Source organism: Pseudomonas fluorescens group sp. PF-1 (genome assembly GCF_054481335.1).
On record NZ_JBTMNG010000002.1, the window covers coordinates 3,547,157 to 3,573,089 of the forward strand.

General features: G+C 55.1%; 22 protein-coding genes and 1 pseudogene. 8 read left to right on the top strand and 15 right to left on the bottom strand.

Annotated features, from left to right (window positions below; translation table 11 throughout):
* Nucleotides 1-410: 410 nt before the first annotated feature.
* Nucleotides 411-1,136: a FadR/GntR family transcriptional regulator gene (locus ACX3YD_RS31115; RefSeq protein WP_177132587.1), complete on the top strand. Its 726-nt coding sequence runs from the start codon at nucleotides 411-413 to the stop codon at nucleotides 1,134-1,136.
* A 24-nt stretch (nucleotides 1,137-1,160) separates the two neighbouring features.
* Here the strand turns inward: ACX3YD_RS31115 and ACX3YD_RS31120 are convergent, their stop codons facing one another.
* The 9 genes from ACX3YD_RS31120 to ACX3YD_RS31160 form a co-directional block, all read right to left on the bottom strand.
* Nucleotides 1,161-2,612: an NAD-dependent succinate-semialdehyde dehydrogenase gene (locus ACX3YD_RS31120; RefSeq protein WP_458961948.1), complete on the bottom strand. Its 1,452-nt coding sequence runs from the start codon at nucleotides 2,610-2,612 to the stop codon at nucleotides 1,161-1,163.
* Nucleotides 2,613-2,681: 69 nt separating this feature from the next.
* Nucleotides 2,682-4,370 (bottom strand): thiamine pyrophosphate-binding protein, encoded by a 1,689-nt coding sequence (locus ACX3YD_RS31125; RefSeq protein ID WP_458961949.1) that lies wholly within the window; start codon nucleotides 4,368-4,370, stop codon nucleotides 2,682-2,684.
* Nucleotides 4,371-4,395: 25 nt separating this feature from the next.
* Entirely contained in the window at nucleotides 4,396-5,592 is a 1,197-nt protein-coding gene (locus ACX3YD_RS31130; protein WP_458961950.1) for an NAD(P)/FAD-dependent oxidoreductase, read from the bottom strand.
* Nucleotides 5,593-5,625: 33 nt separating this feature from the next.
* Nucleotides 5,626-6,438, bottom strand: coding sequence for an NAD-dependent epimerase/dehydratase family protein (locus ACX3YD_RS31135; RefSeq protein ID WP_458961951.1), 813 nt, complete (start codon nucleotides 6,436-6,438; stop codon nucleotides 5,626-5,628).
* 35 nt (nucleotides 6,439-6,473) lie between these two features.
* Nucleotides 6,474-7,676, bottom strand: coding sequence for a pyridoxal phosphate-dependent aminotransferase (locus ACX3YD_RS31140; RefSeq protein ID WP_458961952.1), 1,203 nt, complete (start codon nucleotides 7,674-7,676; stop codon nucleotides 6,474-6,476).
* Complete coding sequence (locus ACX3YD_RS31145; RefSeq protein WP_458961953.1) at nucleotides 7,676-9,343, bottom strand: hydantoinase B/oxoprolinase family protein; 1,668 nt, start codon at nucleotides 9,341-9,343, stop codon at nucleotides 7,676-7,678. The genes ACX3YD_RS31140 and ACX3YD_RS31145 overlap by 1 nt, the downstream gene beginning before the upstream one ends.
* A gap of 29 nt (nucleotides 9,344-9,372) precedes the next feature.
* Entirely contained in the window at nucleotides 9,373-11,448 is a 2,076-nt protein-coding gene (locus ACX3YD_RS31150) for a hydantoinase/oxoprolinase family protein (RefSeq protein ID WP_458961954.1), read from the bottom strand.
* 169 nt (nucleotides 11,449-11,617) lie between these two features.
* Nucleotides 11,618-12,376 carry an SDR family oxidoreductase gene (locus ACX3YD_RS31155; RefSeq protein WP_458961955.1) on the bottom strand — a complete coding sequence of 253 codons (759 nt, stop codon included), beginning with the start codon at nucleotides 12,374-12,376 and terminating at the stop codon, nucleotides 11,618-11,620.
* A complete protein-coding gene (locus ACX3YD_RS31160) occupies nucleotides 12,369-13,118 on the bottom strand; it encodes an SDR family NAD(P)-dependent oxidoreductase (protein ID WP_419709573.1) in 750 nt (249 codons plus the stop codon). The genes ACX3YD_RS31155 and ACX3YD_RS31160 overlap by 8 nt, the downstream gene beginning before the upstream one ends.
* A 115-nt stretch (nucleotides 13,119-13,233) precedes the next feature.
* Between ACX3YD_RS31160 and ACX3YD_RS31165 the strand changes: the two genes are divergently transcribed.
* Nucleotides 13,234-13,851 (top strand): TetR/AcrR family transcriptional regulator, encoded by a 618-nt coding sequence (locus ACX3YD_RS31165; RefSeq protein WP_458961956.1) that lies wholly within the window; start codon nucleotides 13,234-13,236, stop codon nucleotides 13,849-13,851.
* Nucleotides 13,852-13,858: 7 nt separating this feature from the next.
* Nucleotides 13,859-15,082 (top strand): DUF3422 domain-containing protein, encoded by a 1,224-nt coding sequence (locus ACX3YD_RS31170; protein WP_458961957.1) that lies wholly within the window; start codon nucleotides 13,859-13,861, stop codon nucleotides 15,080-15,082.
* Nucleotides 15,083-15,251: 169 nt separating this feature from the next.
* Here the strand turns inward: ACX3YD_RS31170 and ACX3YD_RS31175 are convergent, their stop codons facing one another.
* Nucleotides 15,252-15,665, bottom strand: coding sequence for an AbiU2 domain-containing protein (locus ACX3YD_RS31175; RefSeq protein ID WP_458961958.1), 414 nt, complete (start codon nucleotides 15,663-15,665; stop codon nucleotides 15,252-15,254).
* Nucleotides 15,666-15,867: 202 nt separating this feature from the next.
* Entirely contained in the window at nucleotides 15,868-16,083 is a 216-nt protein-coding gene (locus ACX3YD_RS31180; RefSeq protein ID WP_458961959.1) for a hypothetical protein, read from the bottom strand.
* Between the two features lie 400 nt (nucleotides 16,084-16,483).
* Here ACX3YD_RS31180 and ACX3YD_RS31185 point away from each other — a divergent pair, with 400 nt between their 5' ends.
* The 5 genes and pseudogenes from ACX3YD_RS31185 to ACX3YD_RS31205 all read left to right on the top strand — a co-directional run.
* Nucleotides 16,484-16,765: a hypothetical protein gene (locus tag ACX3YD_RS31185; protein WP_458961960.1), complete on the top strand. Its 282-nt coding sequence runs from the start codon at nucleotides 16,484-16,486 to the stop codon at nucleotides 16,763-16,765.
* Between the two features lie 65 nt (nucleotides 16,766-16,830).
* Nucleotides 16,831-17,073: an AbrB/MazE/SpoVT family DNA-binding domain-containing protein gene (locus ACX3YD_RS31190; protein WP_458961961.1), complete on the top strand. Its 243-nt coding sequence runs from the start codon at nucleotides 16,831-16,833 to the stop codon at nucleotides 17,071-17,073.
* A 276-nt stretch (nucleotides 17,074-17,349) separates the two neighbouring features.
* Nucleotides 17,350-17,583, top strand: a complete 234-nt coding sequence (locus ACX3YD_RS31195; protein WP_458962107.1) for a hypothetical protein — start codon at nucleotides 17,350-17,352, stop codon at nucleotides 17,581-17,583.
* A gap of 1,891 nt (nucleotides 17,584-19,474) precedes the next feature.
* Complete coding sequence (locus ACX3YD_RS31200) at nucleotides 19,475-20,617, top strand: acyltransferase family protein (RefSeq protein WP_458961962.1); 1,143 nt, start codon at nucleotides 19,475-19,477, stop codon at nucleotides 20,615-20,617.
* Between the two features lie 22 nt (nucleotides 20,618-20,639).
* Nucleotides 20,640-21,329: pseudogene (locus tag ACX3YD_RS31205) on the top strand (LysR substrate-binding domain-containing protein); the annotation flags it as partial.
* Between the two features lie 49 nt (nucleotides 21,330-21,378).
* On the opposite strand, the gene ACX3YD_RS31210 reads toward ACX3YD_RS31205, so the two are convergent.
* The 4 genes from ACX3YD_RS31210 to ACX3YD_RS31225 all read right to left on the bottom strand — a co-directional run bounded on the left by ACX3YD_RS31210 (nucleotide 21,379) and on the right by ACX3YD_RS31225 (nucleotide 25,589).
* On the bottom strand, nucleotides 21,379-21,438 hold the full coding sequence (locus ACX3YD_RS31210; protein WP_458962108.1) for a hypothetical protein: 60 nt from the start codon (nucleotides 21,436-21,438) through the stop codon (nucleotides 21,379-21,381).
* Nucleotides 21,439-21,525: 87 nt separating this feature from the next.
* Nucleotides 21,526-23,085, bottom strand: coding sequence for a diguanylate cyclase domain-containing protein (locus ACX3YD_RS31215; RefSeq protein WP_458962109.1), 1,560 nt, complete (start codon nucleotides 23,083-23,085; stop codon nucleotides 21,526-21,528).
* A gap of 723 nt (nucleotides 23,086-23,808) precedes the next feature.
* Complete coding sequence (locus ACX3YD_RS31220) at nucleotides 23,809-25,128, bottom strand: ABC1 kinase family protein (RefSeq protein WP_458961963.1); 1,320 nt, start codon at nucleotides 25,126-25,128, stop codon at nucleotides 23,809-23,811.
* Entirely contained in the window at nucleotides 25,125-25,589 is a 465-nt protein-coding gene (locus ACX3YD_RS31225) for a DUF3429 domain-containing protein (protein WP_047528736.1), read from the bottom strand. Before ACX3YD_RS31225 ends, ACX3YD_RS31220 begins: the two co-directional genes overlap by 4 nt.
* Between the last annotated feature and the right edge of the window lie 344 nt (nucleotides 25,590-25,933).

Here is a 25,933-nt window from a genome sequence, read left to right on the forward strand (position 1 = left end):
GCACGTTGGCGTGCAAGTCTTCTTTTCCACGCCCGGCGCCCTGTCACGGCAACCAGACCTTATTCGGGACAATCTCACTGCATTGCGCAGTCACCAATGGCGACCGCACTTGTAAGATAACAGTCAGCAGGCAACTGTCAATGGGTGTATGCTAGGTGTCAGCGAAAATGAGAAAGAAGAAATTCTGGAGGCGACAAAAATGCACAAATCCGACGCGCATTCATTGCCAAGATGGGACGTTCGCACCATGTGAGGTCAGTTGTTTGATAACATACGGGCAGCGGCCAACTGGCCGGTTCATCGGCTAAATGACGTAAGAAATAGAGACTTTGCATTTATTTGACGAGGTCCATTGAGCTGTACAACCATTCATCTTCCGTGATGAGCATTCAGTTTCAGGAGCAACATAAATGGACGCGACAACTGGTACGCGTAGGGAAAATCTTGCGGAGACAGTGATTCGTGAACTGTCTAATCGTATTGATATAGGCACATACGGCCCTGGTGAGAAGCTGCCTTCTGAACAGGCACTGTGCAAGGAATTCAATGTCAGCCGGCCGGTTATCCGCGAGGCCGTCGCTTCCCTGCGCCTTGGTGGCCGCCTGATAGCACGCCAAGGTGTGGGCGTGTTTGTGGTGGAGCAGGACGTAAAGCGCATCGGCTATGCACTCAGCACCGCCGTGGATGATGTCCGCGCGGCAGCCCAAATACTGGAGCTTCGCCTGGGCATTGAAACCGAGTCCGTTGCCAGAGCAGCCGAACGTCGCAGCCCAACCAGCATGGCCGACATCACAAAGGCCTTTGATCGCTTCAATGCATTGGATGGAACCGATCTTGAAGAAGAGGCCAAGGCAGATTTCGAGTTTCACCTCGCTATCGCCCGTGCTACCAACAATCCTCACTTCACCCAGCTTCTAGAGGCACTCGGGCCGGACATCATCTTCGACCTGCACCTCAAACATGGACAATCTACAGGTAAGAGTCGCCAAACACACATCAAGAAAATCGGCCGGGAACACGGTGCGATTCTTTCGGCCATTACCATGGGTGACATCAACGGTGCCCGTAATGCATTGCGCAAGCATCTTGAAGAAAGCCTCTCGCGCTATCAGCGCCTGGTACAGAGCGGAGAGTAATCTCCGCCCTGCTGTTCCACCTGATCAGCCAAGCCCCAGACACAGATATTTGATCTCGACGTAATCCTCCATACCGTAGCGCGATCCCTCGCGCCCCAGGCCAGAAGATTTGACTCCGCCGAATGGCGCAACTTCCGTGGCCAGCACGCCCACGTTCACCCCCACCATTCCGTACTCCAGCGCCTCCGACACCCTCCATACTCGTCCCAGGTCACGGGCGTAGACGTAGCAAGCCAGGCCGAATTCCGTGTCGTTTGCCAGGGCGATCACCTCGCTCTCGCTACTGAAGCGGAATAAGGGCGCCACCGGCCCAAATATTTCCTCCTGAGCCACACGCATATCGGCGGTCACGTCGGCCAACAAGGTCGGCTCGTAGAAGGCACCACCCAAGGAGTGACGCTTGCCTCCCACCACCACCCGCGCACCGGCCTCCCGAGCCTCGACCACCAATGCCTCGACACCAGCCAACGCTTTGGTGTCGATCATCGGGCCGACTTCGATGCCGGCCTGGGTACCTTCACCTACTGCCAGACTGTTGATCCGGGCGGCAAATTTCTCAACGAATTGATCGTAGACACCGTCCTGGATAAAGAAGCGGTTAGCGCAAACACAGGTCTGGCCAGCGTTGCGGAATTTGGCAATCACGGCCCCTTCGACCGCAGCGTCGAGATCCGCATCGTCAAACACAATGAAAGGCGCATTGCCGCCCAGCTCCATCGTGACTTTTTTGACCGTGGCGGCGCACTGCTCAAGAAGCTTGATGCCAATCGGCGTGGAGCCAGTGAATGAAAGCTTGCGCACAATCGGACTGGAGGTCAGCTCACCACCGATTGCGCCGGAATCACCCGTGACCACACTCAGTACACCTCGGGGAATGCCAGCCCGCTCAGCCAGCACACAGAGTGCAAGAGCACTGAAAGGCGTCTGTGACGCGGGCTTGAGCACCAACGTACATCCAGCTGCCAACGCAGGCGCAGCCTTGCGGGTAATCATTGCCGCCGGAAAGTTCCACGGGGTAATCGCGGCACAGACACCAATAGGCTCCTTGGTCACGATTAGACGTCGATCAGCATGGGGGGATGGGATCACATCACCATAAATACGCTTGCCTTCCTCCGCATACCACTCCACGTAAGCCGCAGCGAAGGCAATTTCGCCCCGCGCCTCGACCAGCGGCTTACCTTGCTCGGCCGTCATGATCTGCGCGAGATCTTGCTGATGGTTCATAATTTCGCGAAACCATGCTTGCAGGCGAGCGGCCCGCTCCTTGGCCGTGAGTGCACGCCAGGCGGGTAACGCGGCCTGAGCGGCATTGATCGCTCGCCGGGTTTCACTGGCCCCCATACGTGGTACACGTCCGATCACTTCACCAGTGGCCGGGTTGGTAACGTCGATGGTTTGAGCATTGTCAGCCGCTACCCATTGACCATCGATGTAGCAAAATTCACGCAGCAGTTCAGGATCGGCAAGTCTCATAATGAGGCGCTCGTATAAATTGAAGGCAAAAAAAAGGCGGGACGATCAATCCGTCCCGCCCGAGGTCAATCAGCGCGAAGCGAGTGCTTTTTCGCGTATCTGGCTCAGGGTCATTCGAGGAGTCAGTGCCTCCGGGTCGACCTGAATTTCGATCAAAGCCGGTTTCTGCGAAGCGACACACCGCTCGAAAGCCTCAGCGAACTGCTCGGTCGCCACGACTGTCTCGGCATGGAAGCCGTAGGAACGGGCCAACATGGCGAAATCCGGGTTATGCAACTCGGTGCCGGAAACGCGACCTGGATAGCTACGTTCCTGGTGCATGCGGATGGTGCCGTACATGCCGTTGTTCACCACGATCACCACCAGACGGGCGTCGTAGTTGGCGGCCGTTGCAAGTTCCTGACCGTTCATGAGGAAACAGCCATCACCGGCGAATGCCACGACCGTCCGCTCTGGCGCGGTGATTTTGGCCGCCACCGCAGCCGGCACCCCATAACCCATCGAACCGTTGGTTGGGCCCAGCAGCGTACGGAAGGTGCGGTGCTGATAGCCGCGATGCACCCAACCGGTGTAGTTGCCCGCACCGCAAGTGATGATGCTGTCGTGGGGCAGGCGATCATTGAGCCAGGCGATGACCTCGCTCATTTGCACCGGACCCGGCGAAGCTGGGCAGTCAAAATTGGCGCGGTAGCCACGGTTGAGTTGTGCCGTCCAGTCAGCCAACCCTTGCGGGTTGACGGCTGGCAAGGCTGCCACCTGCGCCGCGAAGGTTTTCATCCCGGCATTGATCGCCAGGGTGGCTTGATAAACCCGCCCCAGTTCTTCAATTCCCCCGTGGACGTGAACCAGCTTTTGCTTCGGCACCGGGATATTGACCAGCGAATAGCCCCCCGTGGTCATCTCGCCTAGACGCGCGCCGATCACCAACAACAGATCCGAATTTTTTACCGCCTCGACCAACTCGGGACCTGCCGCCAGGCCCAGGTCACCGGCGTAGTTAGGCAGCGTATTGTTGAACAGGTCCTGGCAGCGGAACGACGCCGCTACCGGCAGATTCTGCTTCTCAATGAACACGCGAATATTCTCAACAGCCTCGGAACTCCAGCCGCCACCGCCAAGCACCACCAGCGGGCGCTGCGCCTGACCGATCAGGCTTTGCAGCTGTTCGAGCGAAGCAGGCGAAGCGGCCGGCTCGATGGCCTGCGCAGGACCAGCATCAGCGACATCCACCATATCCGTCAGCATGTCTTCCGGCAGCGCCACGACGACCGGACCCGGTCGACCGTTGGTGGCGCGATGGAAGGCTTGACTAAGTAGCTCCGGCAAGCGCGCGGCATCGTCCACTTCGACGACCCATTTGGCCATTTGACCAAACATGCGGCGATAGTCGATCTCCTGGAAGGCTTCGCGCTCGACCTGATCCCGGGCCACCTGGCCGATGAACAGGATCATTGGCGTGGAATCCTGGAACGCCGTGTGTACGCCCACCGAAGCATTGGTTGCGCCCGGACCACGAGTCACGAAACAGATGCCCGGCTTGCCCGTCAGCTTGCCGTACGCCTCGGCCATGTATGCCGCCCCGCCTTCCTGACGGCAGACAATCAGTTCGATATCGTCCTTGGCGTCATGCAGCGCATCGAGCACCGCCAGATAACTTTCACCGGGCACGCAGAAGGCACGCTCAACACCATTGATGCGCAGCGCATCGACCAGTACCTGACCGCCCGTGCGAGGCACTGTGGAATTCTTGTTAGTCATCGTTGTTCTCCAACAGGCCACGCGGTCAGATGACCGAGTCTTCCAAAAAGGGACGGTTTTCCACCACGCGCTCGTAAGACAGCGCACTCAGATCCAGGCTGCGGTATTGGCCGTAAGTGATCAGCTCACTCAGGCCCCGACCAATCGCCGGTGCCTGTTGCAAGCCGTGACCGCTGAAGCCATTGCAGAAGAGGAAGTTGCGCACTTCATTGTGCGGCCCGACGATTGCGTTGTGATCCAGCACGCAGAAGTCGTAATGACCGGCCCAGGAGTTGACCACCTTGATAGCCTCGAACGCCGGCACTCGCTCGGCGAGGATCGGCCACACCTCTTCGTCGAATTCGTCGTGCAAGACTTCGAAGTCATCGAAATCGACTTCCGGGTCGGCTTTTGGATATGTACCGCCGAGGTACAGATGCCCTTCCGGACGAAAGAACACGCCGGTTGGATCAATCGTCAGCGGGACCACGCCTTGCAGCGGTGTATGGCAGTCGAAAACAAACAGCGAACGTCGACGCGGCTCAACCGGAATCTGCAAGCCGGCCATTTTTGCCACGGTCGGCCCGCGGGTGCCGGCGGTATTGACCAGGTATTCACAGGTGATGCGCTCACCACTGGCCAGTGTCACTCCCGTAACCAGATCGCCCTTGCGCAAGACCTCGACCACCTCATTCTCGATGTACTCGACACCCAGTGAGCGCGCCTTTTTGCGAAAGCCGTTCATGATGCCGTAGTTGTCAAACCAGCCTTCATCCTTCTCGCCATAGGTGCCGCCAGCCAGGCTGTCGGGATTGACCCAAGGGAAACGCCGGATCAGTGCCTCGGTATCCATCAGGGTCACGTCAGCACCGTTGTCCAGCTGGGTCTGGTGCAGGCGTTTGAGCACGTCGAAGCCCTTCTGGTCGGCCAGGAACAGATAGCCGTTTTCCTTGAAGGCGAGATCGGGCTTGTCGCCGTTGACCTCCATCAGTTGCGGGAAATCCCGAATAAACTGCGCACCAAAGCGGGAGATCTGAATATTGATCGGGTTGGAAAACTGCACGCGAATCGAGCTGCTGGACAGCGCCGTGGCTGACTGTGCGTAGGTCCAGTCGCGCTCGATGACCAGCACCGAGCCGGTGAAGTCCGGGTTGTTGGCCAGAAAATAAGCCGTGGCACTGCCGTTCACTGCGCCACCCACGATCACTACGTCGTAGTGTTGCTTTGTAGCTGTCGAAGCCATGGTTCGGACCTCTGAGAATTCGATGGGGAAACGTTACTTCGGATCTTCGAAATGGCCGGCGCCGGCAAAGTTGCCACCGTGGTAGCGCGCCGCAGGCTCATTGGGGTCCAGGGGCGGAAACTTCGCTTCGATTTTTTCCCGGTAATCGTCGGCACTGTCCTTTGGTACGTAGCCAATCGACGAGGCCGTGCGGTTGTCCCACAGCGATTCACGGTTGGCCGACATGCCGTAGACGATCATGTGCCCCACGCGCGGTGCGGTCAGCGAGCGCTCGACCAATTGAGCAAAGTCGGCGAACGACAACCAGGTCGCCAACATGCGCCGGTCCAACGGTTCCTCGAACGAAGAGCCAATGCGCAGATTCACCGACTCGACGCCGAACTTGTCCCAGTAATAGCGACCCAGGTCCTCGGCAAAGCATTTGCTCACTCCGTACAGGCTGTCGGGGCGGTGGGCAACCGTGGAATCGATGGTCTCGGTGCGATCATAGAAACCGATGGCATGGTTGGAACTGGTGTAAATCACCCGCTTCACACCATGCTGGCGCGCAGCTTCGTAGATGTTGTAGGTACCGACGATATTGCCGTTGAGGATCGCGGCAAAAGTGTTCTCCAGCGGCACACCACCGGCGTGGATGATTGCATCGACGCCCTCGGCCAGCGGCAGTACATCGGCCAGATTGCCCAGGTCGCAGCGCACCAGATGCTCGTGCGGCGCCGCCGTGCCCATGTCAGCGATGTCGGTCAGGCGAAGTTCATCGGCGAAGTCTCGCAGATGCTCACGCAAGACCTTGCCCAGGCGGCCGGCCGCACCGGTAATCAACAGTCGTTTGAAAGGCTTGCTCATCAGATCATTCTCGAATTAGTCAGTGACTGCAATGCTTAAATCAACAGGGCCAGCGCATCTCGCATCTGCACGATGGCCTGCTCAAGCTGTTGTCTGGATGTGGCGAAGGACAGGCGGATGTATGGCTCAAGACCAAACGCAGAACCCGGAACCGTCGCGACCTTGCCGACCCGCAGCAAATAGTTAGAGAGGTCGGTATCGCTCTGGATCACTTGCCCATCGGGCGTACGCTTGCCGATAAACGCCGAGCATTTGGGGAAGGCATAGAACGCCCCTTCCGGCATCTGCAACTCCAGGCCGTCGATGGCCGCCAGGCCTTCGACAACCATTGCGCCTCGTGCCTGATACTCACGATTGGCGTCACGCACGAAGTCTTGCGGACCGCTCAAGGCTGCCGCGGCGGCTAACTGTGAAATGGCCGATGGGCATGTGGTGGTCTGGGACTGGGTTTTGTTCATCGCCACGATCAGCTCTTTCGGACCCGCGGCATAACCCAGGCGATAGCCCGTCATGGCGTAGGCCTTGGACACCCCGTTGATCAGCAGGGTGCGCTCACGTAGCTCAGGGCACGCGATCACGAACGGGACGAAGGGTTTGTTGCCAAGAATGATGTGCTCGTAGATCTCATCGGAGATCACCAAGATCCGCGGGTGCTTCTGCAACACAGCACCCAACGCCGCGAACTCTTCCCGGCTGTAGATCGCGCCACAAGGATTGTTCGGCGAGTTGAGCATCAGCCAGCGCGTCTTCGGCGTAATAGCCGCTTCCAGCCGTGCAGCATCGAGCTTGAAACCGTACTCGGAACCGCAGGGAATAACCTTCGGCACACCACCGTTGAGCAGCACCATATCGGTGTAGGACACCCAATAAGGTGCAGGCGTGATGACCTCATCGCCTGGCTCCAGGGTCGCGAGGAAGGCATTAAACAACAGTTGCTTGGCGCCGTTGGCCACGCAGATTTCGTCCAGTCCGTAGTTCAGTGCGTTTTCGCGAGAGAACTTGTCGACGATGGCCTGGCGCAGTACCTCGTACCCGTTGGGCGCGGTGTAGTGGTTGTTGCCCGCCAGCATCGCCTTGTAGGCCGCCTCGATGACGTGGGCCGGGGTGTTGAAATCCGGCTCACCCAAACTGAGGTTGATAACCGGCTCGCCCTGAGCGAGCATTTTTTTGGCCAGAACCGATACCGCCATGCTCGGCGAACTCTTGACCGTTCTGACCCGCGAACTTTGAAATTCCATCACTTGGTCCCCTGCCCGGCTTCAAAACCATAATCGTCACGCGCTTGTTCGGCACTGATATAGCCAAAGCGCAGGTCGCGCTCGACCTCTTCGCGAGCACGCTGACGCGGGTCGCCGTAACCACCCCCGCCCGGCAGACTAAGGATCAACCGCCGATCCGCAGGAACAAACTGCTGGCCTTTGCCGCGCAACAACGTGCCGTCGTCCAGACCGACATACCCCTTAGCGCCTTCCTTGCCGCCCTCAAGGCCACGAGCGGGATAGAGAATGCGGTCAAACATGGCGCTGAAGCGGAACGAGTAGCCCTCTGCGGCCGACACTTCGATCTCTTGTCCCAAACCACCACGCAACTGACCGGCGCCGCCGGAGCCATTACGCAGTTCTTTACGCCAGACAATGACCGGACCTGCATGTTCGGTAGCTTCGACCGGCATGGTGTGCACACCGCTCGGGAACGCTGTGGCACTCAAGCCATCCTTCGCCGCGCGCGCCCCCATGCCACCGCTGTTGAACATCAGCATCTCGGCATTTCGTCCATCTGGATTGTTTTCCAGAGGACGGACACTCAGGTGCAAGTTCCACAGCGCACTGGCGCCCTCGGCCGGAACCTGGCCGTGTAGACATTTGTGCAGCGCCCCCAGCACCAGGTCAGGAACGAAATGACCCAGGACGTGACGCACCGATACCGGTGCCGGGTGCTTGGCATTCAGAATGCAGCCTTCGGGTGCCACCACATCGAACGGCGCCAGGGACGCTGAGTTGTTCGGGATCTCAGGAGCGACGATGCATTTGAGGCCATAGCAGGCATAGGCCTTGGCATAACCCAACGGTACGTTGATACCGAACTGGCTCATACCGGAAGTGCCGTTGAAATCGGTCAGGATGCCGTCCGGCCCGACCGTCAGCGTCACCGACAAGGTCACTGGCACGTCGTAGCCGTCCAGGGTCATGCTGTTCTGGTAGGTGCCGTGCGGCAGCGACTTGAAGCACTCCAGAGTCGCACGGCGACTGTGCTCCAGAATGAAGCCACCGATGTGCTCCAGGTTTTCCAGGCGGAACTCTTCGAGCATGCTCACCAGGCGCTTGTGGCCGGTTTCGTTGCAGGCCGACAACGCATAGAAGTCACCGACTACCCGATCGTTCTCACGCACGTTGTTGCGCAGAATGTTGATCAAGTCGCGGTTGACCTTGCCACGCTCGAACAACTTCATGATCGGGATGAACAGGCCTTCTTCGTAGACTTCGCGAGCGTCAGGCCCAAAACCACGGCCACCGATGTCCACCACGTGGGCCGTACTGGCGAAGTAACCGATCAGCTTGCCCTTGTAGAACGAGGGAGAAACGATGGTGATGTCGTGCAGGTGGCCCGTACCCTTCCATGGGTCGTTGGTCACGTAGACATCGCCTTCGAAGATGTTGTCCTGGCCGATTTCATTGATGAAATGCGCCACCGCCTCGGCCATGGTGTTGACGTGTCCCGGTGTACCGGTAACCGCCTGGGCCAGCATGTTGCCAGCACGGTCGAAGACCCCGGCGGACAAGTCGCCGGCTTCACGCACACTGGTCGAGAACGCCGTGCGGATCAGCGTCAGGGCTTGCTCTTCAACCACCGAAATCAGGCGATTCCACATCACCTGCATTTGAATATCGATCAAGGTATCGCTCATGGGAAAATCGCCTTCTATACAAGTGACGCTTAGCGTCGAACAACCAACAGGCAGCCGTCAGGCTGGACCGTGGCGGTGAAGGAGGACGACACGAAGGTCGACGTTTCGCGCTCGGCGATGATGGCCGGGCCATCGACACGAGCACCCGGTTGCAACTCCTCGCGCTGAAAGATGCCAGCATCGACAAAACCACCGCTGACGACGTCGAAAACCTCTCGACGCGAAACTTCGTGGGCACGATGCGAGGCGCTGATCTGCTGGACTGGCTGCACCGGCAACAGAGGCGAGCTGGCTTTAACCGACCAACTGACGATCTCGACATCCGGACCTTCGATCGGGCGACCGAAGAACTGGGTGTAGGCCGCTTCAAACAGGTTTTTGAATTGTGCGGTGTCGCTGTTGCTGAATGGTTTAAATGGCAGAGAAACAGGAATTTCCCAGCCCTGGCCGACATAACGCATGAATGCCGTGCATTCCAGCTCTGGCTCGCCTTCAGGCATACCTTGGCGCAGGAAACCAATGGACTCGGACTTCATGTCATCGATCAACGCATTGACCTGCGGCGCATCGAACTGCGACAGGCGCACAAACGCACTGCGAACCGCCTCATAGCCGAACGGCGCACGCAGGAAGCCAATGGCCGAACCAACACCCGCGCCTGCCGGCACCAGGAAGCGCGACACACCCATTTTTTCGCACAGGCGGGCGGCGTGCAGCGGACCGCCACCACCAAAGGTAATCATGGTGTATTCAGCGATGTCCTTGCCGCTTTCGACGGCATGCACACGGCCCGCGTTGGCCATGTTCTCATCGACCACTTCACACACACCGTAGGCAGCGGTGACCGCTTCCATGTTCAGAGGTGCACCGATGACTCGCGCAGTGGCCGAAGCGGCGTTATCGATGGACAGGCGCATCGCGCCACCGGCGAAGTTGTCCGGATCAAGGCGACCCAGCAACAGGTTGGCATCGGTGATGGTCGGTTCCAGCCCGCCACGACCGTAGCAGGCCGGCCCTGGCTCGGAGCCCGCGCTGTGCGGGCCGACCCGGATCTGGCGCATGCTGTCGATGCTGGCAATCGAGCCGCCACCGGCACCGATTTCCACCATTTCCACCACCGGGATCGAGATCGGCATGCCGCTGCCTTTCTTGAAGCGGTAGGTTCGCGCGACTTCAAAGGTCTTGGCAGTCTTGGGTACCTGGTTTTCGATCAGGCAGATCTTCGCCGTGGTACCGCCCATGTCGAAGGACACCACCGAATCCAGCGAGTATTTGCGCGCAATGTCGGCTGCGAAAATCGCACCACCGGCCGGGCCGGATTCGACCAGCCGCACAGGGAACTCTGCCGCACTCTGCACCGAAATAATTCCGCCACCGGAGTGGATCATGAACACTGGGCAATCGGCACCCGATTGCTTGAGTGTCACCACCAGGCGATCCAGGTAGGACTTGATCAGCGGCTTGACGTAGGCATTGGCACAAACGGTATTGAAGCGCTCGAACTCGCGCATCTGCGGAGAGACTTCGCTGGAAATCGACACGGACACATGCGGCAAGCGGCGCTGCAAGGCATCGCGCAACAGGCGTTCGTGGGCACCGTTGACGTAACTGTGAATCAGGCCAACCGCGATGCTCTCGTAGTTACCTTCGGCCACTCGCTCGACTAGCGCATCGATATCGGATGGTTCAGGCGCGATCAGCACATCACCGTGCACATCCAGGCGCTCGCGCAAGGTGTAGCGGTGTTCGCGCTCAATCAGCGGCGGCGGCAACGTGATGTTGATGTCGTATTGTTCGAAGCGGTTTTCGGTGCGCATTTCCAGCGTGTCACGAAAACCTTCCGTGGTAATGAATGCCGTCTTGGCCCCGCGCCGCTCGATCAGTGCGTTGGTGGCCAGGGTGGTGCCATGGATCAGTTGATTAATGTCAGACAGCTTCAGGCCGGCGGCATCAATGACACTTTTCACACCGGTGAGAATGGCGCGCTCTGGCAGCTCATAGTCGGTAAGAATTTTGGTTGAGTGCAATACCCCGCCTACATCAAGCGCGATATCGGTAAAGGTCCCACCTATGTCCACGCCGACCCGGCATGAAGTAGCAGTCATCGTCGTATCCCCTGAAATTCCTGATTTCATGACAAGAGGCAATCAAGCCCGCTTGAAATGTAAGTTATATGTTGTCTTACAGGTAGTCAAGCACTGTCACACGGTATTCGGCTGCTTCAAACACTCGTAAAAGTGTCGACCGGGATCGATGAAATCCCGGCCCTGATCATCAACCCTTGGTCTTGACCATGCGCGCCCCGCCCACCGCCTGCGCAGTCGGGAAAACCTCCAGGCGAGAAACATCTACTTGCTGAGGCAGGCTCAATGCCGCCAACAGCAGCGTCGCAATATCTTCCGGCATGATCGACTCATACCCGTCGTACAGTTCGGCGCCAGCAGCCTCCATGCCCATGGCTGCCTTGTACAGTTGCGTCTGGACCCGCCCGGGTGCAATCTCCGTCACGCGCACCCCGCTGCCGAGCAAGTCGCAGCGCAATGCATCGCAGAATAGACTGATGCCGGCTTTGGATGCGCCGTATACCGCAGCGCCTGGATGCGGCGCACGACCAGCACTGGAACCGATAAAGAATAGATGACCATGCCCTCGCTCGATCATTCCTGGCAGCGCCTTGCGCGCCAGGTGCAAAGGCGCCTTCAGATTGATGTCGAACATGTTGTCGATTTCGGCCGGGTCTATCTCCTGGAACGAGGACCGGGTAGACAACACGCCAGCGTTGTTGACCAGCACATCCACAGGGTAGCGAGCCAGGATTTCGGTAAACACATCGACTTGCCGCACATCGGCTTCGACTACCGTCACGCCCGGCTCCGAACGCAGCTCGGCCAACGCCTCAGGGCTGCGGCCGACGGCAATCACCTGCAAACCGGCATCGCGCAACGCCAGGACAACGGCCTTGCCGATACCGCTGGTGGCACCCGTGACCAAAGCCCGGCGGTAGATCGCCGGTACCGATACTGAATCAGGCATAGATGTAGCCCCCGCTGACAATCACGTTCTCGCCGGTGGCATAGCTGTTGCGACTGCTGCCCATCATGACAATCCACTCGGCAATCTCGGCAGGCTCAGCAGCGCGGCCCAGCGGGTTGGCCGCAGCCAGCTCACCGAGGAAGCCCAATTGCTTTGCGCGCTCGGTGGCGAAACCTGCGGGCGCCACCGAATTGACCAGAATCTGATCCTTGGCGCAGGCCTGGGCAAAGGATTTGGTCAAGCTGACAACGGCCGCCTTAGTCGCGGCGTAGTGGGCGTTCTGCGGGTGAGCTTTGAAAGCGTCTACCGAAGTAACATTAACGATGCGGCCAGTCACGGCAGGTGCCGCCACGTAGGCCTGCATGTGCTTCACCGCAGCGACCATCATGTGGTAAGTGCCTTTGATGTTAACCGCGTTTTCCAGATCCCACTCCTCGTCCGTGATCTCAAAAATGTCCTTGCGCGGATAAATCGCGGCGCTATTGACCAGGCAATGCACACGCCCCAATGCATCGACGATTTGCTGGAAAGCGCCATGGGCGGACTCCTGCCGGGAGATATCGCCTACCGCGGTGGCAACTTCGCAACCATCGGCGCGAAGCACCTCCGCCGCAGCAGCCATCAACTGCTCATTTCTATCGATGATGCCGATTTTTGCGGCTCCACGCTTACGCATCAGCTTGGCAGTTTCCAGCCCCAGACCTGAAGCGCCACCGACGATTACGACCGTTTGCCCATCCATAAAACACCTCCGCGATTAGTCTTTACGTAAGATGCCTGTTGTCTTACATTTGGTCAAACCCAATTTGTCCGACAACGGTCGGCAAGCACCCCGCCCAAGAACACAGGACAGCACCATGCCTGCGGCCACTCTCTACTTGAAATCCGAACCCGGCAGTGCCCGAGACCGTCTTCTTGATGTGGCGCTGGAACTCTTCGCGACGCGCGGCTATCAGGCGATAGGCCTGCGCGATCTTGCAGGGCAACTGGGGCTGCATGCCGGCTCGCTTTACGCGCATATCGAGAACAAACAATGTTTGTTATTCGAACTCATTGAAGGCGCGGTATCTGACCTGTTGGCCGATACCAAACGTCGTATGCGTGGAGCCAGGACTCACCGCGATCGTCTCCACCGCTTTGTACATGCGTTTGTGGCTTTCAATCTGGCAGAAAAGCACCGTCTTCTGCTGGTGACACGTGAATTCGTCAATTTAACCGATGAGCAGCAGCAGGAAATCAACCTGCTCAAGAGCAACTATGTCGCCCTATTAAGAACAATCATCGCCGCTGAACGCGGTGAAAATGGCTGCATCAGCGACCGCACCGGACTTATCACGGAAGCCGTCATCGGGATGCTATACGGACATTCCCTCTGGCAGAGCACACAAGTCCCGGAACAAAAACTTACGGATGCCCTAACTCACTTTGTCGTGGGAATCGTTACCTGTGGCAAAGACTCAGCGCTCAAGGCATAAGCATTCAATGCACCCACTACGACATTCGCTTCATAACGAACTGCACGCCCGCCCCTCTCTGTACTTCAGCGAGCCGGCCCATGTTTTTCACATGGCCGTAATGGGCAGCGAATGCGAACGACAGTCGCTGCTAAACAGCCTCTATGATGATCCGGTCAGTGGTGAAATCCCCCAAGGCATCACCAGACTTGACGGGCACTGGCTGAAATGGGAACGACATGCCGAGTTCTTTACCCTCACTTATGTCGTCACCGCACCAACGGATAGCCCGCACTGGCGCTCCTTACCCAATGCCCTGGCGGTAAAAATCACCCCCTACACCCACCTGTTAATCAACAGCGTGCAAATCGTGGTCCGCAGTAAAAATTCCTGGACGGGAGACCACTCGGAATACGGGCTCAAGGATCCGTGCGGATCATCCATAGGAGGCGGCGATGCAGCGGTCTGGAGCGATTTCCGGCTAAGAGAATGCGGCGAGAATCGGTTTCTATTCATCAACAATCATCTAAACGCCTATCGCCAAGGGCGCATGATTCGCCGCCTGCTTGAGATTGAAACCTATCGCATGATGGCCTCACTTTCATTGCCCGCAGCGAAGCAATTGAGTTTTCAGCTCAACGTTTTCGATAAAACGCTGTCCGATCTGTCAGAGCGAAATGCCGCGCCCGACAGAAGTAATACAAAAGCCCTGCTCGCGGAAATCGCGGAGCTTTCTGCAAAAGTCGTCAGTCTCGCAGCCAAGCACCGTCACCGCTTCAGTGCCACACAAGCGTACGCACAACTCGTATTCGAACGCCTGGGAGAGTTACGGGAAAGTCGCGTAGGTGACTGCCAGCGCCTCGGGATTTTCATCGAACGTCGTTTCAAACCGACGGTGCGATATTGCGCAGTCACAGAGCAAAGGCTCGACGTTTTGGCCAAGAGCGTGGCCAATCTGGGTGAGCTCTTGCAGGCGCGCGTCCAAGTTGAGATGGAGGAGCAAAATGCCGAAATATTGAAAAGCCTGAATGCACGAGCGGATGCACAGATCAAGATTCAACGAGCGGTCGAAGGACTCTCCATTATCGCGATCACCTACTACGTCCTGAACCTGATGAAGTTGCTTTACTCGGGAGTGCATTTACTGGGCATGGAGCTGTCTCCAAGATCAGCGGTCATTGCGATGGCTCCTATTGCAATTTTCATCCTGGTGCAAATTCTTATACGAATAAGGGCAGCAAAGCAGCATTGAACTGCCTCCTTGCAACCTTTGGCTCCATGAGTCGATTACTCGACAGGCAACAATCGGCCAACAACGGACGGTCGACCTTCCTACGGGAATCGTCAACAACTTCTGCATTGCGCTCAGGGCTAAGGGCGCGCAATCAAACTGCAATCGCAGAAGCCCGCCGCACCTCTTATCACGAGCCTGAAGGCGGCGGATGATAATCGGGATGCCCCTCGGTGCGCTCACCACGTGCAGAGGCCCAAAAGTACTTCGCGTGATGCTTGTATACGACGGCGGCGTCCGATAAGTCGAAGGCCACACCTTGAACCAAACTCAACAGTAGGCGCATGATTTCGAGATTGTCTTGATAGAACGTCTCAATCTCGTCATCGGTCGCCCGAACAGGCCGCTGACCTTCCTCGTCTTGTTGCCTCGGGGTATCCGATCCAGCTACTGCTACCGGTACTTTTGGCAATTCCCGGTGCGCCAGATGCTCGTTACGTAACGTCCTTAGCTTCTCCAGAACCTCGAAGGCTGTGCCATTCTCGAAGTACTTGCGGATCAATTTCAGTACCTGATCCCGTTTGGGCTTGAGTTCTTTTCTCATGGCGTCGGGTGCAAACTTGGAGCGAAGGCCTGTGCGCCCGGTCCGGAACTGAACCAGGGTTTGACGAACTTGGTCAAAACAATACCTGCGGTGTTTAGATATTTCACTACAACTTTGGATAAAGGTGTTCGATCAGCGAATACAAGGTTCTAGCCGGGCCTGGTGACCCGAAGGAACCACTCAGTAACGTCTACAAAACCGGTCACGCAAGCTTTATGACGCCGCCTTGGATTTCGTCACGCGCCAATCGCAAATCATGGGCGTCTTGGTTGAGCCGATGAATCAGGTTGAGCAATCGTTGGCGCAACACCTCATCCTGGAGCTGCTCGGCAGCACGCATAACATCAAGCGCCACTGTCTCATTGTTGGTGGCGACGGAGTCGAGCAGTTTGCGCATACTTCTTGATGGCCGATTCATCTCCAACCCTCCCAGGTTCGGTGACGCGAATCATATGGCCGGAATGTTTCGTCAGCATTTCAGTTGCACGAACAGGTTTTGAATCACCAGCTGGAGCTGATTTGAGGTTGGCTGGAGGGTGCCCTATGAGCGGTCATTTCCCCTAACGCTCATCAACATCCTGTACACGTCGTTGAACTGCGACGCAATCGGCCGCGCGATACAACCCTCAGTCTATCGCGGGCCGACTTGGCAAACCGAGGTCGGCACCCAACATTAGAAAAGGACATGCGTCCTGTTTTTGATTCTTTGAGACTTGAAAAAGTCATTCAACGCGGGCAGTTGCAGCAAAGGCTTGGGCGCCTCATTTTTCACTATCCAATGAGCCAATCGCTAGCTGCCAATTAGTAGGAGTAAAAAATTGCTTACCCGCCCCGACAAAGACGCGCTCCGTGCAATGTTGGAATCGCAAGTTCAAGAAAAACTGCAGCATGATTCTGATGCAGTAACGACTTATGCAGCCAAGCCTGAGCCAGAGCGTAAACCTTACACGAGCAAGCCCACGGTGCAGGATAAAGCTTTTCACAAAGAGCTCGAGCAAATGCGTGCAGATGCCGAAGCTGGAGTGATACATACGCCTAAGCGCGAGCCGGAGGACGGAGACGCTCCTAGCCTTAAGCTTGATGATTATCCAGATTTGTAAAACCTGTCACTGTGAGACCACAGGTATTGAACAGCTTGCAGAATCAGAATCTATGAAGACCACACGTGAGAAAGCCACCTATGAAAATCACCATCGAAGATCGGGATGGTGACGGGGCAATCCGGATTCCCGATGAAGCGCTGCAGGAACAGGAGCTGGATGTCGGCGACGCCGTGTATTTGATTGAAGAATTTGTCGGCAACACGCGATGCCTAGTCCTATCAAAAACGCCTCAAATCGCAGATCGAATAGACGAACTCACTGAAGCCAGGAATAGAGGACGGCTTGACGATGCCAAGGGCACATGAGGAGTCGAGCATACCCGACTGCCGACAAGGTGGTGTTTCCGCCAGAGCCGGCGCTGCTGATAATCAGAAAGACCAGCGTCATGGCGGCAGCCTTTGAACAGCAGGCGATTGGCCTGCTCACCAAGGAAGCCAGGCGAACGCTTGCCCAAGGCGTGGAATCTCGGCGAGTGATCAGGAAAATGTGGCTGTAGGCGACGGCGCATTAGGTACATTGAAGTTTGATCATTTAACCAAAACAACATCAGCCGGGGTGACACCGTGAACACCAATCAGAAGCTGCGAACATTTGACCTTATCCGCGAAGCAGTGGTGCCGGAGTTCCGAGACCGAGTGGCCGAGTATCTGTGTCTTTACGAAGAAGCTCTACACGATGAAAATGCTCGCTCTGACGACCTACGTACATCGGCAAATCAGCTCAGGGGCTACCTGCGCGGTCTCAATACCACCAGAGTACTGGGCATGGCTGATTGGGAAGAGCTAGACCGCCGTATTGCGGAATCATGGTTATGAACGATGGAGCACCGCACGGTAAGCCCCTCAGCAAAATTCAGAAAGTTGGGATTGAGTCCATCCCGATAAGCGGTGGTTTTCTCCCTATTGAGTTGTTGTTTGGCTGGCTATGCTCAGAACCAATCACCAGTAGTCTTTTTGTGGGGATGCGCTATGGGCTTTACGATCTGCTACGCCTTCCAGGGTCAAAATAGGGTGTTTGAGCTTCCTGCCAATCATCTCACTCCGCACGATGCCGTGTGTTACGCGCTGTTTAATTCGCCCGCAGTTATACAAGAAAGACCATCAAGGTGGGAGGGTAGCTACTCAGCCATCGTTGAGTTTGCAGAGAGATTTGGCGTCACAAACGTGAGGTGGCATCAATCAATCACCCATCCTCATATCCAGGAAGTCACCGAGGCGCGCCACTGCGCAACAATGGAATAACGTCGCTGCGAAAACAAACCCCATGAATGAGCCGCGTCAATAGCCGATCCTCCTGAAACAGAGTGGCGGGAATGCCATAGTATGGCGCTGAAAGCGGCCCCTGACATTTGCAGAGTCAGTCAACCGGCAGCTTTTCATGGGTTGGCTATCGAACAGAGCGGCAGCTACATTGCAGATATGGTTGTCAGTCAGCGAGGTAACCTCGCTATGCGCCAGCTATTCAACTGAACGGTGGTGACAAAATGAACACACGCCAACGCCGCCAACGAATCATATTTTGGCGGGGCTCGTTCCCCGTGATACTTGGCTTTATCGTTCTGGTCATGGCATTAGTGCTCGCTGACCGAATAGCCCCCAGCCCCCAAGAGATCGACGACGTAAATTTGAGCCCGCAGGTGGAGCACTCACCAAAATTGAGAACTCAGGAGGTCGCGCCAATTGCGATACCCTCTCAACGGCTCGAATAGTCCACAGGCGTCTCCCAGCGCGATATCCCTCATTCTAAATAAGTTTAAGTATCCAAAAGCCCGTCGGCTGCGCCGATGCTTGTCGATGCCGACACCGAATTGACCCGCAAGCAAGGCCCTACATGAGGATGCGACAGCCGGGCCCTGCTAGCCCGAAGCAACGACTATAGGAAAATGGCTCAACACGGCACCTGCTGCCGAACCGTGCTTCATGCGATAAGAGGCATGGTGCACCGTCATAAATTGTCTCAGCTTAAGCCCGTCCCGTTCTTAAAGTCGCCTCCTTTTACCGGTACTTGTAAGGCACCAATCACATGGACGGAAAGCAACCATGCACCCAAGATTCAGAGTGATCGAGACCACCACACTGGACGATGGCAGAAAGCGATACTGGGTCGTTGATCTTGTAGAGGGAGGGTCAGCCAGCAAGCATGGCGTGTCCTTGAACAATCGGCAGCGACCCAAGATTGCCTTTGTACGCTTCCCAGCCGATCAACTCTGAGTAGAGTTCCTCCTGGAGGAACAAGATGAGGATATATTCCTCTCTATGCGGGGACGTAGGTCAGCAGGCTTGGGCATGCCCTTTCCAATCTCGAGAGCGATGTAGCCTGTAGTCAAAAAACGAGACGCAATGGCGATTGCGAAAATAGCCGTTAGGTCTGTATCCAAACGGAGAAGGACGATACCCAGGATTTGGAGTGAGCGCACCATCGTTCAAAATCTGACGGTAATGATCCAGCGAGGTGGAGTGAAAAGCCTTATTGCGTAGTCGTGGTAGGAGCTTTTCGATTCCTGAAACGCTTAACCATTAGGCTTGGGGACAATAATTCAGCCCTCAGTTGTGGAAATCTTTTTCAGAGTGTCTTTAATCTCTATAGATCCCAATTAATAGTCGAGATGGTCTGAAAAAATGGATCGACCCTCGGCGTGAGCATTGACATCAAGGCGGACACAAATTACAGACGTAAAACGCAACCATTCATATGGGTATGGTTAACATGAGCAAAATAGAACGATTTTATGCTTTGGATAGTTTTCGAGGGATTTGCGCTCTATCTGTTGCGGTGCATCATATGCATATTTCTGGAAGCATTGCCGAAATTGGTTTTTTTCGTAATGCAAATTTTTTAGTAGAGTTCTTTTTTGTTTTGAGTGGTTTTGTCTTGGCACACACTTATGTATTACAAGAGGGATTTGATCTTAAAAAATTCTGTATATCAAGAACCTTTAGGCTTCTCCCGCTGCATTGGTTGATGTTGGCTGCTATCGTGTTTTTGGAGTTTGGTAAGTTATTTGCCTACAAGAAAGGCTTTATGCTCAATAACATACCTTTCACGGGTGACTATTCTCCTTCGGAGTTAATCCCAAACTTCTTTCTAGTTCAGTCATGGACTGACTCAACAAGCCCTGTTTCTTTTAACTATCCCTCATGGAGTATCAGTGTCGAGTATTATATGTACATGATCTTTGCAAACATCTTGTTTTTTCTAAATAAAATTAGATATGTGATTTGGGGGATGATAGCTATAATCGCTTTTTCCATTTTGTATACGGATAGCGAACTTCTTACAGCTCCTGTAGCAAGAGGGTTATCTTGCTTTTTTTCGGGTACTTTGTCATATGTTTTGTTTTCCAGGATTAGGAGGTTGGTAAAACTAGGTCTCTGGGGGATGACTGCTCTTGAAATAAGTTCTCTGGTCGCAGTTGTCGTTGTTATCATCTCTGACATTGGCAACAAGTCGCTATTGGCTAGCTTTTTGTTTTGTGTTGTTGTCGTTGTTTTTGCTTTCGATGGCGGAGCTATTTCTAAATTATTTAAGAGAGAGCTTTTTTCCTTTGCTGGTAAGATTTCATACTCAATTTATCTTACGCATGCCGCTGTCTTGTTATGTTTTGTTTCCGCTTTCATGATCGCACAAAAAATGCTTGGGTTAAACCTTACTCCTATGGTGAACGGTCAGCGGTACATTGATACAGGCAATTACCTAATCAATAATTTTATAGTTTTTTTTGCTTTAGCTCTAGTTATCTATGTTTCTAGCTTCACATATAAATATATAGAGATTAAGGGGCAGGAGTTCGGTAGGCGGTTGATAAACAGAATATCACTGAGGGATAAATTGCCCTTGCTCAAGGATTGACTACCCAAAGATTAAAATGGCCGTACTCCTGAAAGCACAAGAGCTGCTTAGGTTCTATGGCAGTCTGGGCTCCACCACAGTCGGACTTCCTGCCAGCATCCTGGTGAATATGGGCGCTATCGCTTCCATACAGAGCTTTTATTTACCAAGTGCGTTAGCTAATTTTCACCAACAATGCCCGCAACGCCGAACACGAGCAATCACGGGGCTATTCATGGAGCCGGTCAACCTCGTGGATGCAGGCGAGATCGACATGACTGCAATAATTCGCGCCCTTCTCGCCTCAGTGTGATCTAAGTTGGACGACATAGGCACTTGAGCCCTATCGTCTGATCGTTCCTCGCGACGTGCCTGGAGAAAATTGGTCGAAATTACTTACCAGCCATCCTTTCATTCACGACGACCGATCATCCTTCGGCGGCACGCAGGTAGATCGTATCCTGCGGCAGATGCTTTTCACTTTGCGTGAGGTGCGCAAGTTGGATGAGCTGGAGACCATCATTTAGCTGGTCAAAAATGGTATATGAATAGCGTTGGTGCCGCAGACAACATCCCATCAGGATTGACCAGCGTGTGTACGAGCGCTCGACCTACGCCAGTATACTTTCACCGCGATATAGGGCTTGCACATAGATCCTCGCAGACACTTACCAAACTAGCGCCAATACTTGCCCAGATTATAAGCGGACAAGTAAAAATCGGCTTCGAGTAAAAACCGGGCAAAAAAGGCCCTTGAAAGGCCTTTTGTACTCAAACCAAACTCACTTGGTCTGCCAGGATTCAACGGTTGCTAGGCCGTGTTCTGCCTTCCACTCTTTCAAAATTTAGTGGTTGCCAACAACGCAAGGTAGAAAATCGGCCAATAAGCGACTGGTATGTTCAGGAGCAACGTTGTGAGTGTAAGCGACTCAAGTTTCTGGGGACTCAGTCATCGCCACTCCTTTGCGCCCCAGTTGTTTAACACCGTACATCGCCTGATCCGCTGCTTTCAGCAACGAGCCCAGACTTTGACCATGATTGGGGCACAGAGAGACGCCGATACTGCACGACAGTGATAGCTCTCCTGCGCTTGTCGCTACTGTCTGCTCAATGGATTCCAGCACCCTCTCAGCGTACTGCTCAGCACTCTCTGAGTTAATAAGATCCGTGATCAGAATCACGAATTCATCTCCACCGTAACGTGCGACGGTGTCACAAGAACGAGTGACCTGAAGCATGCGATTCGCGACAGCTATGAGAACCTGGTCGCCGACCTCATGGCCATGCTTATCGTTAATTTCCTTGAAATGATCCAGATCGATCAACAGAACGGCAAACGCAGTCCCACTCGATGTCCAGTTTGAGAGGGCCTGATTAAAACGATCGACGAAGAGGTAGCGATTCGGCAGTTGGGTTAGAACATCATGGGTGGCGAGATAAGCCGAGCGTTCGAATTCAACCTCTGCTCTTTCGATCGCTTTGAAATGCCGAATCAACACCACCGGCATCAGTACCAATGCCCCCGCGAGAACCGCAAGGATTATCAATGTTTCCGAAGTCAGAATATCCGCTATTCGCAACTGACGCTCAAATGACAAGGTCACCGGTTGTGAAACACTCCTGATCTCGACTCTGTCGGACAAAGCCGGTAACAGGAGGCGATCCAGGATACCGGCTTGCTCGGTCTCCGTTGAAAAGACATTGCTTTCAGACCCCGCAGCGGTTTTCAGGAAAGCACTAACGTGAACCAGAGGATCTACGTTCGCATAAATCACAGCATCCTGTAGTGACCCCGTCTTGATCAAAAGCAAAGACACCATCGTGCTGCCAAAGAAATTGGGACGGGTGTTCTCTCGCGCCTGTTCAGGCCGGCTGACTGACTGCATCAGAATGTAAGCGTTACCGCCCTCGTACATTGAGAAAACCGGTGATACCACAGGTTTCTGGCTACTGTGGGTTCGAGCCAGCGCATAGGAGAGATAGGCGACGGTTTCCAGCCTGACGCCATAGATCGAGCTGGATTCAGGGAGTAACGGGTACATGAACAATACAGGCCAAGTCTCGTTGAGATAGGCCTGAGGTTGTGCAGGTTGATGAGTAAGGCTGGGGAAGTCCTTGAGTTCAAAGTCTGGCCGCCAGGTACGCCGCAATAGATCTTCGAACGCAGCCTGTTCGCCGATGGGTACCGCCCTCGCCGCCTCGAGCATGTAAATATGAGGGTAAGCGGATAAAACGGCGGCTGCGTAACGGGCCGCCGCATCCGTATCGCTTTGATCGACAGCCTGGAGAAATGCAGAAAAACCGGCCAAAACAGCCTCATTGGTATCAAGCTGATTGCGCACGACTCCGGAAATATTTTGCACATTTTCCGAGAAGCGCTTTTCTCTGCGCTGAGTTTCGGACTTCAGCAGTAACAGGGCTGAAAAGCCAACCAATCCGACAGCCAAGACAATGAATCCTGCCAGGGAGCTGCGCCATTTAGTAAGCATCACTTTCACTTTCCAGGATGCTGAGGGAGAGCCATACCTTGGCATGCACCTTAGAAGCTAAACGTGATTGGAGGTGAACGACCGATGAAATACCGATTTGAAGGTCGTTGAGCGTTGAAAACAATTCCCAAGGGATCAGATCTGATGAATATATTTTGCGAGTCGAAAATGGTGCTGGGCACGGTTCATCTCCCTAAAAAAGGCGTAGCAGGCTTTCGGATTCATGCTCAGCTCTGCCTCAACCCCTTTCGCATGTGCTAGATAGAAAAATATTCGAGCCCCTATTTGCAGGCTTCCTACGTAGTCACCGCTGCAAAAAAACTCATTGTAGGGCAATTTGCCACTATTTGCTGCGTCTGGTGCAAGCTTCTCAGTTCGAAATTTTCTAATCCTACGAATGATGAGTTGACTGCAAAGATCAGGCCCGGCACTCACGGAGGGCCACCTGCGGTCAGTGATGGAGCGAGAGTTGCCTCGATCAAACGTGCGTTAGGTATGGTTCAGCGTACGTTTTCTATGGCGCCCTCAGGGCATATGAAGACTTTGGGTTGAGCCGGGCTTAAGCCCGAATGAGCGATAGCCGATGTAGCTATAGCTCCACAGCCTAGCAAATCGCCAATTGAATCAGAGATCAGATACTTGCGGGCCGAGAATTATGTAAAGGCCTGGTTAAGCGGTATCGTTAGCGGTACCCAAGGCGAGCATTTATCGTCCATAAAGCGCTCAAATCACGTAAGGCTCGAACAGCCTCCGGACATTCACCCGCGCCTTCAGCTTAGCGGCCAACAGGTACAAACCTACCACCTTGCGATGCAGCAACAGTAAATCCACAGGTGGCGTGTGCCAGAAGTCGCGTTCGGCACCTAGTTCCCAACCGGTATCACGCAGGCGTACGGCCAGGTCAGACGTAGCAAAGTCATAGGCACCTTGATGCCTCAGTGGCTCGCAGGCCTGTGTAATGAGATCAGTGAGCACCGCTCGGTGTTTGGGCAGTGTTTCAGGCTGAAAATAGCCGACGTCTAGCGCGGCATTGGTTATAGCGGCACGGTCTTCATGCAGGCCTGCAATCAGTAAGCGGCGATAAGCCTCGGTAGTGTTGCGGTCATAGAGTCGCGTAGCGCCGAAGTCCAACAACACCATCCGGCCGGAGCCTTGCTGATAACGGTAATTGGCAAAGTTAGGGTCGGTCTGCACGCACTGGAACTCGAACACCTCGCGCATAAACAGGCCGAATAGCAACATGATGATCCGGTCGCGCTCTCCCTGGGGCGCGTGCTCTATTGACTCCACATCTACTCCGTCAACGAACGACATCACCAAAATATTCGGCGTGCTGAACTGGGCATACGCACGAGGAACCAGAAAGTCAGGACTGTCAGCCAACAGCTGATAAAAGCGCCGTAAGTGCTCGGTTTCTTTCATGTAGTCCGCTTCATCCTGCAGCTGACGCTTGGCCTCTTGAAGCAATGGGGCGACGTCCATGCCCTTAGGCAGCATCCCGGACATGCGCAACAAGGTAGCAACGTTATCCACATCGCTCGAAATACTCTCGCGCACGCCAGGGTATTGCACCTTGATCGCCAGACGTTGGCCGTCCTTTCCTTTCGCAACATGAACCTGGCCGATGGACGCTGCCGCCAATGGCGTGAAGGAAAACCGTTCGAAGCGCCCTTCCCAGCCCTTGCCCCAGCTTTCGTTGAGGACTGCCACCAACTGGCTCATGGGCATAGAATGAGCGTCGCAACGCAGACGAGAAAGGATTTCGCTGAACTCGCTCGGCAACAAATCACCTGCATCCATCGATAGCAACTGCCCAACCTTCATGGCGGCGCCACGCAGTTGCGACAGTTGCTCGACCACCCGATGCACATTACCCGAGGTCAACAGCAGTTCGCTGAGCGCCGGACGTTTGCCCTGAACCCACTGCCGAGCGCCTTCGGCTAGCATGCCGCCCGCGACGCCCGAGGCCAAACTGCCAAAACGCATCAACCGCGATAAGCGGCTGCCAGGCACGGGCAACGAGCCGGGCACACGAGGCTTCATGAATGAAGCGCCTCAACGATCGCGGCAAGCAACAAGCAGACGCTCGCCACGAGGGTAAGCCGTAATCGCATCGGCAGGTACCAGGCGGGCAAGCTCGTAACCCGCAACAGCTGCCTGTCCTGCCGGAGGTGGACAACTAAGCCGATGACCAACAGCAAGCAACCCAATGGCATTGGCAGTAACGTGGCAATCCAAGCAATAAGCGCAGGAATGACACTCCAAATGAACCGGTCGCTGCCCTGTTCGGCGCTCAAGTCTTGCACGGTCATGGCGAAGCCCCAGTGTAAGGCGCCGACGAAGCTCAGGATGACTGCGCCATAGTTAACAAGCGCAATCGCAAACAACGGCCGAAAGTCGAGAGAGAACGGGATCAGCAGCGCCAGAAAAATAAACGGCAACAGACCGCCATAACCCAGCAGGCTGACGTGCTTTGGCAGAGAGGTTGAAGGCAACGCGTTCATTTGTATTCCTTGCAGTGAGCGACACTCAAGACTTTAGGCCCAAAAGCCCCGCTTGGGCGAGATTGATGGCGATCCGAAGCTGAGGTCAGCGTAATGAGTCGCTTTGTAGAATTAGGTCATTGCCCCACTGCTTTTCGGGCAAGCAGGCGACGGCATATGAGGAGTCTCGCATCCTTGAGATCATGCTCAGTGCCTGCATTTACCAAGTCGACCGCACCCTAGAAGCCTTCCAGCCTTCAGTTCTTCGTGAGCTGGTTTTTAAAGCGTTCCAATGCAATCAACAGATTCTTGAAACCAAAATTAATAGGAAAACCGCGCCAGCTGTGCTTTGCCTGGTCGTCCAA

Bases quoted from the DNA above. Each gene is read 5' to 3' on its own strand.
- ACX3YD_RS31115 (WP_177132587.1), top strand. From the start codon at position 411: ATGGACGCGACAACTGGTACGCGTAGGGAAAATCTTGCGGAGACAGTG.
- ACX3YD_RS31120 (WP_458961948.1), bottom strand. From the start codon at position 2,612: ATGAGACTTGCCGATCCTGAACTGCTGCGTGAATTTTGCTACATCGAT.
- ACX3YD_RS31125 (WP_458961949.1), bottom strand. From the start codon at position 4,370: ATGACTAACAAGAATTCCACAGTGCCTCGCACGGGCGGTCAGGTACTG.
- ACX3YD_RS31130 (WP_458961950.1), bottom strand. From the start codon at position 5,592: ATGGCTTCGACAGCTACAAAGCAACACTACGACGTAGTGATCGTGGGT.
- ACX3YD_RS31135 (WP_458961951.1), bottom strand. From the start codon at position 6,438: ATGAGCAAGCCTTTCAAACGACTGTTGATTACCGGTGCGGCCGGCCGC.
- ACX3YD_RS31140 (WP_458961952.1), bottom strand. From the start codon at position 7,676: ATGGAATTTCAAAGTTCGCGGGTCAGAACGGTCAAGAGTTCGCCGAGC.
- ACX3YD_RS31145 (WP_458961953.1), bottom strand. From the start codon at position 9,343: ATGAGCGATACCTTGATCGATATTCAAATGCAGGTGATGTGGAATCGC.
- ACX3YD_RS31150 (WP_458961954.1), bottom strand. From the start codon at position 11,448: ATGACTGCTACTTCATGCCGGGTCGGCGTGGACATAGGTGGGACCTTT.
- ACX3YD_RS31155 (WP_458961955.1), bottom strand. From the start codon at position 12,376: ATGCCTGATTCAGTATCGGTACCGGCGATCTACCGCCGGGCTTTGGTC.
- ACX3YD_RS31160 (WP_419709573.1), bottom strand. From the start codon at position 13,118: ATGGATGGGCAAACGGTCGTAATCGTCGGTGGCGCTTCAGGTCTGGGG.
- ACX3YD_RS31165 (WP_458961956.1), top strand. From the start codon at position 13,234: ATGCCTGCGGCCACTCTCTACTTGAAATCCGAACCCGGCAGTGCCCGA.
- ACX3YD_RS31170 (WP_458961957.1), top strand. From the start codon at position 13,859: ATGCACCCACTACGACATTCGCTTCATAACGAACTGCACGCCCGCCCC.
- ACX3YD_RS31175 (WP_458961958.1), bottom strand. From the start codon at position 15,665: ATGAGAAAAGAACTCAAGCCCAAACGGGATCAGGTACTGAAATTGATC.
- ACX3YD_RS31180 (WP_458961959.1), bottom strand. From the start codon at position 16,083: ATGAATCGGCCATCAAGAAGTATGCGCAAACTGCTCGACTCCGTCGCC.
- ACX3YD_RS31200 (WP_458961962.1), top strand. From the start codon at position 19,475: ATGAGCAAAATAGAACGATTTTATGCTTTGGATAGTTTTCGAGGGATT.
- ACX3YD_RS31215 (WP_458962109.1), bottom strand. From the start codon at position 23,085: ATGCTTACTAAATGGCGCAGCTCCCTGGCAGGATTCATTGTCTTGGCT.
- ACX3YD_RS31220 (WP_458961963.1), bottom strand. From the start codon at position 25,128: ATGAAGCCTCGTGTGCCCGGCTCGTTGCCCGTGCCTGGCAGCCGCTTA.
- ACX3YD_RS31225 (WP_047528736.1), bottom strand. From the start codon at position 25,589: ATGAACGCGTTGCCTTCAACCTCTCTGCCAAAGCACGTCAGCCTGCTG.